Here is a 13,059-nt window from a genome sequence, read left to right as displayed (position 1 = left end):
GATCCTGCTCGGTTCCGATTCAGGCGTAGCGGGTCGGGCGCGTGAGGATCTTCGCGACGCACAGCGGCATCGCCTCGGCGGCGTCGTGCGGGCGTGACCGGTACGAGCTCGGCGTCTCGCCCACGATCTCGGTGAAGGTCGAGCTGAATGAGCCCAGGGACGTCGCGCCGACGGCGGTGCAGGCATCCGTCACCGACATGCCTTCGCGCAGCAGCGCCATGGCGCGCTCGATGCGCCGGGTCATCAGGTACGCATAGGGCGTCTCACCGTATGCGGCCTTGAACTCCCGCGAGAAGTGCGCGGGCGACATGAGCGCTTTCGTCGCCATCGTCGGCACGTCGAGCGGCTGCGCGTAGTCGCGGTCCATGAGGTCGCGCGCGCGGCGCAGGTGCGCGAGGGTCTGGGTCGTCTGGGGGACGGATGCCACGGCCTCACGCTACCCGGATCGGCGGCGTCGCGCCGCGCTTCGACGTGCTCGGCGACCGGGCTTACGTGGCCGGCGTCAGGCCGTCGGGATCGTCACGATCGGGTCGGACGACGGCTCCCCCGTGGGCGAGCCGCCCTGGGGCTCGATCGTCACCGCGATCACGTCGCCGGGTTCCATCGCACCCTCGAGCAGCGCGGTCGTCGTCCCGTCGGTGGGCTCGAACACCCCTGCGGGCACCGCGGCGCCGTCGCGCACGAACCAGAGCTCGAAGCTCTGGTCGTCCGCGATCTGCGGAAGTCCCTGCGACACCAGGACGACTTTGCCCACGGACTCCGCCCAGTGCGCGGTCGAGGTGCCGCCGTCCGCGACCTCGACCGTCGCCGACCGGGCGTCGGGGGCGTCCTCGATCTGCTGCAGCGCCACGACCTCCGGCGGCCGGTTCATGTACTCGTTGATCTGCACGGCCCCGAGGCCGAGCGCGACGAGCAGCACCATGGAGGCGGCGAGCGCCAGAATGCCACGGGTCCAGCGACGTCGCGAGACCGCCTGGATCACCGCCGTCGGCGGGGGCGGCTCGACCGGCACCTCGTCGCCGCGCCGATCCGGTGCAGGCGGCGGGGCCGGGGTCCACCGGTCCACGGGCTCCGCCGTCGCGGCCACCGCCGCGTCCATCGCAGGCAGCTGCGGAGTCGTCGCGATCCGCGAGAGCAGTGTGGAGCGCAGCGTCAGCGGAGGCACGGCGTCGGAGACGGTGTCGGCGAGCGCCGCGACGGTGGTGGCATCCGTCTCGATCCAGTGCTCCCATTCGGGGTGCTCGCGGCGCGCCGCCTCGAAGGCCGCACGGTCGGCGGGCGACAGCGCGTTCAGCGCAGCGCCTGCGGCGAGCTCGGCGAACTCCTGCTCGTCCATCACGCGGTCACCCCCATCTCGGCCCGGAGGCGCGACAGGCCGTCCCGCATCCTCGTCTTGATCGTCCCCAGCGGCGCCCCCACCAGGGCCGCGATCTCGCTCTGAGAGTAACCCCCGTAGTACGCGAGGGTGAGCGCCTCCCGCTGGGCATCGGGAAGCCCCGAGAGCGCCACTGCGACCTTCTCTCCCTCGATGCGGAGCTCGACCTGCTCCGCGACCCCGTCGTGGGCGACGTCGAGGTCTCGGAAGCCCGCGCGCACGTCACGATCCGTGCTCGCCTGCGACGACCTCACGCGGTCGACGGCCCGGCGGTGCGCGATCGTCAGCACCCACGATCTTCCCTGACCTCTGTTCGGAGCGAACCTCGCAGCGGATTGCCACACCTCGAGGAAGACCTCCTGCAGCACCTCCTCGCTCTGTGCGCGGTCGACCAGCACGCGGAGGATCAGGCCGAAGACGCGCGGCGAGAGCATGTCGTAGACGCGGGCGAACGCCGTCTGGTCGCCACCGGCGACACGCTGCAGCAGCTCCCCGATGTGATCGACGGGTTCGGTGCCGTCTTCGGGCACGTCGATTCCATCGATCACCATGTCCACCAGCATGCCTTACCCACCTCCTTCCGACCCGGCGTGGCCTCACCCGAAGGTGAACGAGTACACTTCCCCGTCCGCCCGTCCGCCCGTCGCTCCTCGCCCTCGCCCGCCGGCGCAATGCGTGTCGGAGGCTGTTCGCGGCGAGCGCCGGTTCGGATTGCCTCGGAGGGATGCCGCGCCCTCCGCCGCGGCATCCGTCCGAGATTCTCCAATCCGATCTCGCAAGCCCTCCGAACAGTCCGTGTAGCCGCTCCTGCGGCACGCTCCCCGCACCGGGGGCCACCAGACCGCGGTCGTCCGACCGCATGAAGGAGGAAGACATGTCTCGCATCACCAGGAAGCGGGTCTCGGCCGGACTGGCTCTCGCCGTGGCCGCGACATTCGCGCTGTCCGCCTGTTCGATGGGCGGATCGACCGCAGAAGAGCCCTCGGCCGAACCCTCGACGCCCTCGATGGAGGCGAGCGAGGAGCCGATGACGGCCGATCCCGCCGCCGACCTGGTCGGCCCCGGCTGCGCGGCGTACGCCGAAGCCGTGCCGGACGGCGACGGCTCGATCGAAGGCATGTCTGCCGATCCGGTCGCGGTCGCAGCATCCAACAATCCGATGCTGACGACGCTGACGGCCGCCGTGAGCGGACAGCTCAACCCCGACGTGAACCTCGTCGACACCCTGAATGGCGACGAGTTCACTGTGTTCGCGCCGGTGGACGACGCGTTCGCGATGATCGACCCCGCCACCATCGAGTCACTGAAGACCGACAGCGCGACGCTGACGTCGATCCTCACCTACCACGTGGTGCCGGGCCGGATCGAGCCGGCCGACATCGCGGGCACCCACACCACGGTGCAGGGTTCCGACCTCGAGGTCACGGGCGAGGGCGACATGTGGAAGGTCAATGACGCCAACGTGATCTGCGGCGGCGTGCAGACCGCCAACGCCACCGTGTACCTCATCGACGCGGTCCTGATGCCTCCGGCTCAGTGACCGAGGCCGGCTTCGGCCGGCATGCAGGGGGGCACGAGGCCGCCGACGCCGCGAGGTGTGTCGGCGGCCTCGTGGTGCGCGCTTGCATGTAGGCGGGGTCTCGTCAACCCCGCAGTTCGCAGGGGCCGCGCTCCGTACGGTGGATGCAGGCCCGGTACGGCGCCGGAGGGGTGCGCGCATCGGGTGGGAGGACATGTGACTGACCTGCTCGCGTCCGGAGAGCTCTCCACCGGCGAGCTCCTCGATGACCGCTACCTGCTGCGCGAACGCATCGGCGAGGGCGGCATGGCACGCGTCTACCGCGCCGACGACACCCACCTCCAGCGTTCGGTCGCCGTGAAGGTGTTCCGCGAGCCCACGGACGGCGTGAGCTCCGTCGAACGCGCGCTGTCGGAGACGACGCTCCTCGCTTCTCTCAGTCATCACTCGCTCGTCACCGTGTTCGATGCCCGCGTCGGCACGGATGAGGTCAGTTACCTGGTGATGGAGCACGTCGACGGCATCACCCTGCGAGACCTGATCGCGCGGGGGCCCGTCGATCCGCGGATCGTCGCGTCGATCGCGATCGACATCGCGGAAGGGCTCCACGTCGCGCACGACCACGGCGTCGTTCACCGCGACATCAAGCCCTCCAATGTGCTCCTCTGGTCATCCCCCCGACCGGGGTGGGAGTGGCGCGCGAAGCTGGCGGACTTCGGCATCGCCTACCTGATGGACTCGGCTCGTGTCACGACCCCCGGTGTCATCGTCGGCACGATGGCGTACGTCGCGCCGGAACAGGCGCGCGGCGTCGTTCCGGCACCGCCCGCCGACATCTACGCCTTCGGCCTCCTCCTGATCGAGGCGCTCACCGGGGAACGCCCGTTCGGCGAGGCCGAGGGCATCGGGACGGTCATGGCACGGCTCTCGTCGGCGCCGAAGATCCCGGAGTCCCTCCACCCGTCGTGGCAGGGCCTGCTGCGCGGGATGACGGCGATCCGCCCCGACGATCGCCCGACCTCGCTCGAGATCGTCGCCACGGCGTCACGCCTGGCAGCGATGGAGAACACGCTCGCCCGCGAGAACGCCGACCCGTCGACCGCGCCGATCGCGGCTCCCGTTGCGACGCCTGTCACCGGCCCGACGCAAGTCTTTCCTCAGCCGACACCCGCATCGCCTCCCGTCGCGCCCGGAGCGCTGCGCCGCGATGCCCGCATGTCAGTGGTCGGTCCGGGGACCGCCGAGGAGACGGAAGCTGCCGCACCGTCACCGGTCCTCCCTACTGTCCCGGACGACGAGCGTCGTCCCTCGCGTCGGACGCTGCTGATCGGCGCAGTGCTCGCGGCGCTCCTTGCGATCGGGATCGCTCTCGGGACGCTCTGGCTGGCGAACAGCTGGGCTGCGGAACCCGAGCCCGCCCCGACGTCCCCGGTCGAGCAGGTTCCGCCGGCACCGACAGAGGACGCTCCCGTCGAGGAGGCCCCGGCGGACGCGCCCGCCGAGGAGGTCACTCCCGACGAGGCGCCGCCGGCGGACACCGGTGGCGGCGGGAGCGACAACAGCGGACCCGGCAACAACAACGGCAACGGCAATGGGAACGGGAATGGCAGCGGACCCGGCAACAACAACGGCAACGGCAACGGCAACGGGAACCGCTGACCTGAGCAGTCGCTTTGCGTTGCTAGGGTTGGACACGCCCCTATAGCTCAGTTGGTTAGAGCAACGGACTTCAACAGAACAAAATGGAGCGCCGGCGCAGAAATGCGTCGGATGACCGCCGCTATATGCTGGAACGCCCTGAGAGCCCGAGGTACTCGCCGGAGACGGCAGTGACAATCCGAGGGATTGGGTAATCAGCAGGTAACCGCAAGGGAACCTCAGAGACTACACGCGGCGCACCTGACCGGCCCGGCCGAAGGTGAAGATATAGTCCAGACTGCAAGCCGGAGACGGTGGCTGGGGAAACTCAGTGCAGCAGGTTAATCCGTGGGTCCAGGGTTCGAGTCCCTGTGGGGGCACCACCACATCTCCTCCGCTCACCCGAGCTGTGCCGGCCGGAATTGACACGGCGGAACCTCTGGCGCGTTCGCCGGACGGTTCGCTAGGGTCCGAGACATGACGCCCCAGATCGGTGTGGACGGTCCGGCTTCCGACGCCTTGCTGCGCGCAGGGCGGTTCTTCACGAGGTGGGACGAAACCGCCGATCATCGTGCCGCCTTCCTCGAGGGCGGGCGGGAGGGCGACGCGTTCTACCGCGACCGGTGGAGCCACGACAAGGTCGTCCGGTCGACGCACGGCGTGAACTGTACGGGCTCCTGTTCGTGGAAGGTGTACGTCAAGGACGGCATCATCACGTGGGAGGCCCAGGAGACCGACTATCCGAGCGTCGGCCCCGACCGTCCCGAATACGAGCCCCGCGGTTGCCCCCGCGGGGCTGCGTTCTCCTGGTACACCTACTCCCCCACGCGCGTGCGCTACCCCTATGTGCGCGGGGTGCTGCTCGAGGAGTATCGCGCCGCCAAGGCGCGCGGCAACGACCCGGTGGAGGCGTTCGGCGAGATCACGAAGAATCCCGAGAGCCGTCGCCGCTACCAGCGGGCGCGCGGCAAGGGCGGGCTCGTGCGCGCGTCGTGGCGGGAGGCCGTGGAGCTCGTCGCCGCCGGGTACGTGCACACGATCAAGGAGTACGGCCCCGACCGGGTCGCGGGCTTCTCGCCGATCCCGGCGATGTCGATGGTGTCGCACTGCATCGGCACGCGCTTCACGCAGCTCGTCGGCGGCGTGATGACGTCGTTCTACGACTGGTACGCCGACCTCCCGGTCGCGAGCCCGCAGGTCTTCGGCGACCAGACCGACGTCCCTGAGTCGGGCGACTGGTGGGACGCCACATACCTGATGATGTGGGGATCGAACGTGCCGGTCACCCGCACGCCCGACGCGCACTGGATGGCCGAGGTGCGCTACCGCGGCACCAAGGTCGTCACGGTGAGCCCCGACTACGCCGACAACACGAAGTTCGCCGACGAGTGGCTGCCGTGCCAGGCCGGCACCGACGCGGCACTCGCGATGGCGATGGGCCACGTCGTGCTCAAAGAGAACTACGTCGACCGCCGCGTGCCGTTCTTCGCCGACTTCGCGCGCCAGTACACCGATCTTCCCCATCTCGTGCGGCTCACCGAGCGCGACGGCGCGTATGTTCCCGGCACGTTCGTCACTTCGAAGGACCTCGGCGGCGACACTCCCGAGGACGAGTGGAAGACGGTGGTGCTGGATGCTGCGACCGGCGCCCCGCGCGTACCCAACGGGTCGATGGGGTTCCGGTACGCCGCGTCCGGCGAGGGCCGCTGGAACCTCGACCTCGAGGGCGTGGAACCCGCGCTGTCCATCTCAGACCTCCCCTCCGCGACCGGAGCTCCACAGGCGGTCGAGGTGCTGCTCCCCCGCTTCGACTCCGCCGACGGCGAGGGCGCTGTGCTGCACCGAGGGGTCCCGGCGACGCGGGTGGGCGGCATCCTGGTCACGACCGTCCTCGACCTGATGCTCGCCCAGTACGGCGTCGCCCGCGACGGGCTGCCGGGCGACTGGCCGACCGGGCTCGACGACGCCGAATCTCCGTACACGCCCGCGTGGCAGGAGGAGATCACCGGCGTGCCGGCGCAGGCGTGCACACGCATCGCCCGCGAGTTCGCCGCGAACGCGGTCGAGTCGGGCGGCCGCTCGATGATCATCATGGGCGCCGGCATCTGCCAGTGGTTCCACGGCGACGCGACGTACCGCGCGATCCTGGCGCTCCTGATCCTCACCGGGTCGATGGGGCGCAACGGCGGCGGCTGGGCGCACTACGTCGGGCAGGAGAAGTGCCGCCCGATCACCGGCTGGCTGTCGCTCGCGAACGCCCTCGACTGGTCGCGCCCGCCCCGGACGATGATCGGCACCGCGTACTGGTACATGCACACCGACCAGTGGCGGTTCGACGGCTACTCCGCCGACGCGCTGGCATCGCCTCTCGCCGAGGGCAACCTCGCCGGCATGCACACCGCCGACACGATCGCCCAGTCCGCGCGGCTCGGGTGGATGCCCTTCTACCCGCAGTTCGACGTCAACCCGCTCGACCTCGCCGACCGGGCCGACGCGGCGGTCGCGAACGGGGAGGCGGCGGATGCAGCATCCTTCGTCGCCTCGAAGCTCTCCTCCGGCGAGCTGCAGCCCGCGATCGCCGACGTCGACGCCCCGGAGAACTGGCCGCGGCTGCTCACGCTGTGGCGGTCGAATCTCATGGGATCGAGCGCGAAGGGCAACGAGTACTTCCTCAAGTACCTGCTCGGCACGCACAACAACGTGATGGCGACCGACGAGGCGAGCGTGCGGCCGAACGACGTGAAGTGGCACGACGAGATCCCCGAGGGCAAGCTCGATCTGCTCGTCTCGGCCGACTTCCGCATGACCTCGACGACGCTCCTGTCGGACGTCGTGTTCCCCGCGGCGACCTGGTACGAGAAGCACGACCTGTCGTCGACCGACATGCACCCCTTCGTGCACGCGTTCACCCCGGCGATCGACCCGCCGTGGGAGGCGAAGAGCGACTTCGACCTGTTCCACGCGATCGCTGTCGAGTTCTCGGAGCAGGCGCGCACGCACCTCGGGACCCGGCGTGATCTGGTGTCCGTGCCGATGCAGCACGACACCCCGGGCGAGACCTCGCAGCCCGGCGGCGAGGTGCGGGACTGGGCGCGCGGCGACACCCCCGGCATCCCGGGCAAGACCATGCCGCAGTTCACGGTCGTGGAGCGCGACTACACCGCGATCGCCGACAAGCTCGCCGCCGTCGGGCCGCTCGCCGACAAGCTCGGGTTCACGATCAAGAACGTGACCTACGACGTGGCCCACGAGGTCGAGCGGCTCGCCCAGAAGAACGGCGTCATGCTCGGGGGCGCGGCCGACGGCCGGCCCGCGATGGACACCGACGTCAAGATGGCCGAGGCGATCCTCGCGTTCTCGGGCACGACGAACGGCGAGCTGGCGTCGCAGGGCTTCCGCACCCTCGAGAAGCGCGTGGGCAAGCCGCTCGCCGACCTCGCCGAGGGTTCCGAGGAGAAGCGCATCACGTTCGCGATGACGCAGGCGGCGCCGGTGCCGGTGATCACGTCTCCCGAGTGGTCGGGCTCCGAGACCGGCGGGCGCCGGTACGCGCCGTTCACCGTCAACATCGAGCGGCTGAAGCCCTTCCATACGCTCACCGGCCGCATGCACTTCTACCTCGACCACGCGTGGATGCGCGACCTGGGCGAAGCCCTGCCGATCTACCGCCCGCCGCTCGACATGCACCGCCTGTTCGGCGAGCCCAAGCTCGGGCCCAACGGCGAGCAGCAGGTCGTGGTGCGCTACCTCACGCCGCACTCGAAGTGGTCGATCCACTCCGAGTACCAGGACAATCTCTTCATGCTGTCGCTCTCACGCGGCGGTCCGACCGTCTGGATGAGCCCGGCGGATGCCGCGGCCATCGGCGCCGCCGACAACGACTGGGTCGAGTGCGTGAACTCGAACGGCGTGCTCGTGGCGCGCGCGATCGTGTCGCATCGCATGCCCACCGGCGTCGTCTACGTACACCACGCGCAGGAGCGCACCATCGACGTGCCGAAGTCCGAAGCCACCGGCCGGCGCGGAGGCATCCACAACTCCGTCACGAGGCTGCTCGTCAAACCGACGCACCTCATCGGCGGGTACGCGCAGCTGTCGTACACGTTCAACTATCTGGGGCCGACCGGCAATCAACGCGACATGGTGGCGACGGTACGCCGTCGCTCGCAGGAGGTGGTGTTCTGATGCGCGTGATGGCCCAGATGGGCATGGTCATGAACCTCGACAAGTGCATCGGATGCCACACCTGCTCGGTCACGTGCAAGCAGGCGTGGACGAACCGGGCCGGCACCGAGTACGTGTGGTTCAACAACGTCGAGACGCGGCCCGGCCAAGGCTACCCGCGCCGCTACGAGGACCAGGAGCAATGGCGCGGCGGGTGGACGCTCAACAAGCGCGGGCGACTGTCGCTGCGCACCGGCAGTCGCGCGAAGCGCCTGTTCTCGATCTTCTCGTCGCCGGTGCAGCCGAAGCTCGAGGACTACTACGAGCCCTGGACCTACGACTACGAGACGCTCATCGACGCGCCCCTCGGCGACGACTTCCCGGTCGCCCGCCCGAAGTCCCTCATCACCGGCGAGGACACGAAGATCACCTGGTCGGCGAACTGGGACGACGACCTCGGCGGCGCGTCGGAGATGGGCCATCTCGACCCGATCGTCGAGCGCGTGCGGCGCGAGTCGGAAGACAAGATCAAGCTGCAGTTCGAGAAGACGTTCATGTTCTACCTGCCGCGGATCTGCGAGCACTGCCTCAACCCGTCGTGCATGGCGTCATGCCCGTCGGGCGCGATCTACAAGCGGGCCGAGGACGGCATCGTGCTCGTCGATCAGGATCGCTGCCGCGGCTGGCGCCAGTGCATCACGGGCTGCCCGTACAAGAAGATCTACTTCAACCACAAGACAGGCAAGGCCGAGAAGTGCACGCTGTGCTACCCCCGTCTCGAGGTCGGCATCCCCACCGTGTGCTCCGAGACCTGCGTCGGGCGCCTGCGCTACCTCGGCCTGTTCCTCTACGACGCCGACCGCGTCACCGAGGCGGCATCGACGCCCGATCCGAAGGACCTGTACGAGGCGCAGCTCGAGCTCATGCTCGACCCGAACGACCCCGAGGTGATCGCCGCGGCCCGCGCGCAGGGCGACATCCCCGAGGACTGGATGGATGCCGCGCGCCGCTCCCCCGTCTACGCCCTGGCGAAGACGTACCGGGTGGCGCTGCCGCTGCACCCGGAGTACCGCACGATGCCGATGGTCTGGTACATCCCGCCGCTGTCGCCGATCGTCGACCTGCTGCGCGACCAGGGTCACGACTCGGAAGCCGCCGGCACCCTGTTCGGCGCGATCGAGGCGCTGCGGATCCCCGTCGAGTACCTCGCGGAGCTCTTCACCGCGGGCGACACCGACATCATCACCGGCGTGCTGTGGCGCCTCGCCGCGATGCGCTCGTACCTGCGCGACATCACGCTCGAGCGTGAGCGCGACGAGTCGATCCCCGAGGCCGTCGGCATGACCGGCGAGTCCATCTACGCGATGTACCGGCTGCTCGCGATCGCCAAGTACGAGGACCGCTACGTCATCCCGACCGCCCACTACGAGCGCGCGCACGAGCTCGAGGAGCTCGGCTGCTCGCTCGACTTCGACGGCGGCCCGTACGGCAACGAGTCGGGCATGTTCGGCGAGGCCAGCGGCAGGCCGACGCCGGTCGCGGTGGAGACCTTCCACGCCCTCAAGGAACGCCAGACCTCCGACGCCGCCGCGAGCGGAGAGTCGCTGCGCGGCCGCGTCAACCTCCTGAACTGGGACGGCAACGGCGCACCGCCCGGCCTCTTCCCCCCGAAGGACGCGGCTCCGGATGCCTCGGCCGGAGGTTCATCGTGAACGTGCGGGTGGTCTACCAGGCGGCGTCGTTGTGCCTGAGCTACCCGGATGACGGCGTGCTCGGCTCTTCGGCGCTGATCGGCCAGGCCCTGTCGGAGGCGGCGCCTCGGGCGGCAGCATCCTTCGCCCCTCTCCTCGAGTGGTGGGCGAAGACGCCGGCGTCCGAGGTGCAGACGGTGTACGTGGACACGTTCGACATGTCACGGCGCCACGCGCTCTACCTGAGCTACTGGACCGACGGCGACACGCGCCGGCGCGGCGCGGTGCTCGCCGACCTGAAGCGGCGGTACCGCGAGGCCGGGCTCACGATCGACGGCACGGGCGAGCTGCCCGACTTCCTGCCGCTCGTGCTCGAGTTCGCACGGCATGCTCCGGGCGAGGGCGCGGCGCTGCTGCAGGAGTACCGGCCGAGCCTCGAGCTCATCCGCCTCGCCCTCGCCGAGCGCGGCTCGCCCTACGCCGGCGTCGTCGCGGCGGTATGCGACACGCTCCCTGGCCGCTCCCCCGCCGACCGCCAGCAGGCGATGGCGATGGCCGCCGCCGGACCGCCGCGCGAGTCCGTCGGACTCGACGCCCACGACCCGCGGCTGCTGCCGCTCGAGCCGGTGGGGAGGCGCTGATGGACCTGTTCCTGTGGGGCATCCTCCCCTACATCATGGTCGCGGTGCTCGTCGGCGGCACGATCTGGCGCTACCGCTACGACCAGTTCGGATGGACCACGCGCTCGTCCCAGCTCTACGAGTCGCGACTGCTGCGGATCGGCTCGCCGCTGTTCCACTTCGGCATCCTCGTCGTGATCATCGGCCACGTCATCGGCCTCGTGATCCCCAAGGCGTGGACCGACTTCTTCGGCATCTCGGATGAGATGTACCACCTCGCCGCGCTGGGCCTCGGCACCGTCGCGGGAATCGCGACCCTCGTCGGCGTCGGCATCCTGATCTACCGCCGCCGCACCACCGGACCGGTGTTCATGGCGACGACGAAGAACGACAAGACCATGTACGTCGTGCTTGTGGCAGCCATCGTCGCAGGGCTCGCCACCACTGTCCTGGGAGTCATCGGGCCGCACCAGGAGCTCACCTACCGCGACACGGTCTCGCCGTGGTTCCGGTCGCTGTTCGTCTTCCAGCCGAACATCGCCGCGATGAGCGAGGCGTCGCTCGACTACCAGATCCACACTGTCATCGGCATGGTGCTGTTCATGATCTGGCCGTTCACCCGGCTCGTGCATGCGTTCACGGCGCCGGTGCACTACCTGTTCCGCCCCTACATCGTCTATCGCTCGCGCGACGGGCGGCCGACGACGGCGCGCGGGATCCGCCGCGGCTGGGCGCCCGTGGGCACCACCGACCGCACCCCAGACCGCAAGGCGACCACCACAGGCAAGGGAGGACGACGATGACCACGGATGCTGCTGCCACCGCCGCGACCGGGACTCAGGAACTGCCCGGCCGCACCAAGAACCTCCTGCTGGCACTGCTGGCCTTCACCATCACGTTCTGGGCGTGGAACCTCGTCGCGCCGCTGGCTGTGCAGTACACCGCCGAGATGGGGCTGACCTCGACCGAGGCCTCGCTCCTCATCGCGACGCCGGTGCTGGTCGGGTCGCTGGGTCGCATCCTCACCGGTGCGTTCACCGACCGCTTCGGCGGTCGCCTCATGTTCACGGTCCTGACGGCGGCCTCGGCCGTGCCCGTCGTGCTGGTGGCGCTGGCCGGAGTGTGGGGCTCCTACGCGCTCATGATCGCTTTCGGGTTCCTGCTCGGCATCGCCGGCACGACCTTCGCGATCGGCATCCCCTTCGTGAACGCCTGGTACGAGCCCGCCAAGCGCGGCTTCGCCACCGGCCTCTTCGGTGCCGGCATGGGCGGCACCGCGCTGTCGTCGTTCTTCACGCCCCGCATGGTGGCCTGGTTCGGCTACTTCGCCACCCACCTCATCATCGCGGGCGCGCTGCTCGTGGTCGCGGTCATCGTGTGGCTGTTCATGCGGGACTCGCCGCTGTGGAAGCCGAACGACGCCCCTGTCATGCCCAAGCTCAAGGCGGCGTCGAAGCTCGCCGTGACCTGGCAGATGGCCTTTCTCTACGCCGTGACCTTCGGCGGCTTCGTCGCCTTCTCGACGTACCTGCCGACCTACCTCAAGGAGGTCTACGGGTACGACCTCGCCGACGCCGGCGCCCGCACCGCGGGCTTCGCGATCGCGGCGGTCATCGCCCGACCGGTCGGCGGCTGGCTGTCGGACCGCATCGGGCCGGCGACCGTGCTCAGCATCTCGCTCGGCGGCGCGGCGGTGATGGCGGTCGTGATCGCGCTGCAGCCGCCGCCCGAGCTCGCAGCGGGGGCGTCTTTCGTCCTGATGGCCCTCTTCCTCGGCCTCGGCACCGGCGCGGTGTTCACCTGGGTGGCGCAGCGCGCTCCGGCCGAACGGGTCGGCACCGTCACCGGAATCGTCGGTGCCGCGGGCGGGCTCGGCGGCTACTTCCCGCCGCTCGTGATGGGCGCGACGTACAACGCCGAGGCCCACAGCTACACGATCGGGCTCAGCCTGCTCTGCCTCACCGCCCTGGTCGCGCTGGGCTTCGTGATCTTCCTGGCCCGGCGGGAGCGGCGCGCCGCCTGAGGCCGCGAGCGACTGCTGCACTTTCCTGT

10 protein-coding genes are annotated in these 13,059 nt (G+C 69.7%); 7 read left to right on the top strand and 3 right to left on the bottom strand.

All coding sequences use genetic code 11. The annotated features are described in order from the left end of the window. Positions 1 to 19 precede the first annotated feature (19 nt). The 3 genes from ACFC1K_RS16770 to sigK form a co-directional block, all read right to left on the bottom strand. Positions 20 to 367: a helix-turn-helix transcriptional regulator gene (locus ACFC1K_RS16770; RefSeq protein ID WP_045298308.1), complete on the bottom strand. Its 348-nt coding sequence runs from the start codon at positions 365 to 367 to the stop codon at positions 20 to 22. 135 nt (positions 368 to 502) lie between these two features. Continuing rightward, positions 503 to 1,336, bottom strand: a complete 834-nt coding sequence (locus ACFC1K_RS16765; protein ID WP_375872750.1) for an anti-sigma factor domain-containing protein — start codon at positions 1,334 to 1,336, stop codon at positions 503 to 505. After that, positions 1,336 to 1,938, bottom strand: a complete 603-nt coding sequence (sigK, locus tag ACFC1K_RS16760; protein WP_375872480.1) for an ECF RNA polymerase sigma factor SigK — start codon at positions 1,936 to 1,938, stop codon at positions 1,336 to 1,338. The genes ACFC1K_RS16765 and sigK overlap by 1 nt, the downstream gene beginning before the upstream one ends. A 311-nt stretch (positions 1,939 to 2,249) precedes the next feature. Here sigK and ACFC1K_RS16755 point away from each other — a divergent pair, with 311 nt between their 5' ends. From ACFC1K_RS16755 to ACFC1K_RS16725, 7 genes are all read left to right on the top strand, one after another. Beyond that, positions 2,250 to 2,915, top strand: a complete 666-nt coding sequence (locus tag ACFC1K_RS16755; protein WP_310292477.1) for a fasciclin domain-containing protein — start codon at positions 2,250 to 2,252, stop codon at positions 2,913 to 2,915. 195 nt (positions 2,916 to 3,110) lie between these two features. Then, complete coding sequence (locus ACFC1K_RS16750) at positions 3,111 to 4,553, top strand: protein kinase (protein WP_375872479.1); 1,443 nt, start codon at positions 3,111 to 3,113, stop codon at positions 4,551 to 4,553. Positions 4,554 to 5,009: 456 nt separating this feature from the next. After that, positions 5,010 to 8,717: a nitrate reductase subunit alpha gene (locus tag ACFC1K_RS16745; protein WP_375872478.1), complete on the top strand. Its 3,708-nt coding sequence runs from the start codon at positions 5,010 to 5,012 to the stop codon at positions 8,715 to 8,717. Continuing rightward, the gene (gene narH, locus ACFC1K_RS16740) at positions 8,717 to 10,408 is read left to right on the top strand and encodes a nitrate reductase subunit beta (protein ID WP_375872477.1); all 1,692 of its coding nucleotides are present in this window, start codon (positions 8,717 to 8,719) and stop codon (positions 10,406 to 10,408) included. Before ACFC1K_RS16745 ends, narH begins: the two co-directional genes overlap by 1 nt. After that, positions 10,405 to 11,028, top strand: coding sequence for a nitrate reductase molybdenum cofactor assembly chaperone (gene narJ / locus ACFC1K_RS16735; protein ID WP_375872476.1), 624 nt, complete (start codon positions 10,405 to 10,407; stop codon positions 11,026 to 11,028). Before narH ends, narJ begins: the two co-directional genes overlap by 4 nt. After that, on the top strand, positions 11,028 to 11,810 hold the full coding sequence (narI, locus tag ACFC1K_RS16730) for a respiratory nitrate reductase subunit gamma (protein ID WP_375872475.1): 783 nt from the start codon (positions 11,028 to 11,030) through the stop codon (positions 11,808 to 11,810). Before narJ ends, narI begins: the two co-directional genes overlap by 1 nt. Further along, complete coding sequence (locus ACFC1K_RS16725; RefSeq protein ID WP_310292460.1) at positions 11,807 to 13,030, top strand: nitrate/nitrite transporter; 1,224 nt, start codon at positions 11,807 to 11,809, stop codon at positions 13,028 to 13,030. The genes narI and ACFC1K_RS16725 overlap by 4 nt, the downstream gene beginning before the upstream one ends. The last annotated feature ends 29 nt before the right edge of the window (positions 13,031 to 13,059 follow it).

The organism is Microbacterium sp. NPDC056057 (assembly GCF_042266945.1).
In the GTDB taxonomy this organism is placed as follows: domain Bacteria; phylum Actinomycetota; class Actinomycetes; order Actinomycetales; family Microbacteriaceae; genus Microbacterium; species Microbacterium trichothecenolyticum_C.
This window is presented reverse-complemented; position numbering and strand designations above follow the sequence as displayed.

What these genes read in the sequence shown, in the direction of transcription:
- ACFC1K_RS16765 (WP_375872750.1), bottom strand. Translation starts at nt 1,336, where the DNA reads ATGGACGAGCAGGAGTTCGCCGAGCTCGCCGCAGGCGCTGCGCTGAAC.
- sigK (WP_375872480.1), bottom strand. Translation starts at nt 1,938, where the DNA reads ATGCTGGTGGACATGGTGATCGATGGAATCGACGTGCCCGAAGACGGC.
- ACFC1K_RS16755 (WP_310292477.1), top strand. Translation starts at nt 2,250, where the DNA reads ATGTCTCGCATCACCAGGAAGCGGGTCTCGGCCGGACTGGCTCTCGCC.
- narI (WP_375872475.1), top strand. Translation starts at nt 11,028, where the DNA reads ATGGACCTGTTCCTGTGGGGCATCCTCCCCTACATCATGGTCGCGGTG.
- ACFC1K_RS16770 (WP_045298308.1), bottom strand. Translation starts at nt 367, where the DNA reads ATGGACCGCGACTACGCGCAGCCGCTCGACGTGCCGACGATGGCGACG.
- ACFC1K_RS16745 (WP_375872478.1), top strand. Translation starts at nt 5,010, where the DNA reads ATGACGCCCCAGATCGGTGTGGACGGTCCGGCTTCCGACGCCTTGCTG.
- ACFC1K_RS16725 (WP_310292460.1), top strand. Translation starts at nt 11,807, where the DNA reads ATGACCACGGATGCTGCTGCCACCGCCGCGACCGGGACTCAGGAACTG.
- narH (WP_375872477.1), top strand. Translation starts at nt 8,717, where the DNA reads ATGCGCGTGATGGCCCAGATGGGCATGGTCATGAACCTCGACAAGTGC.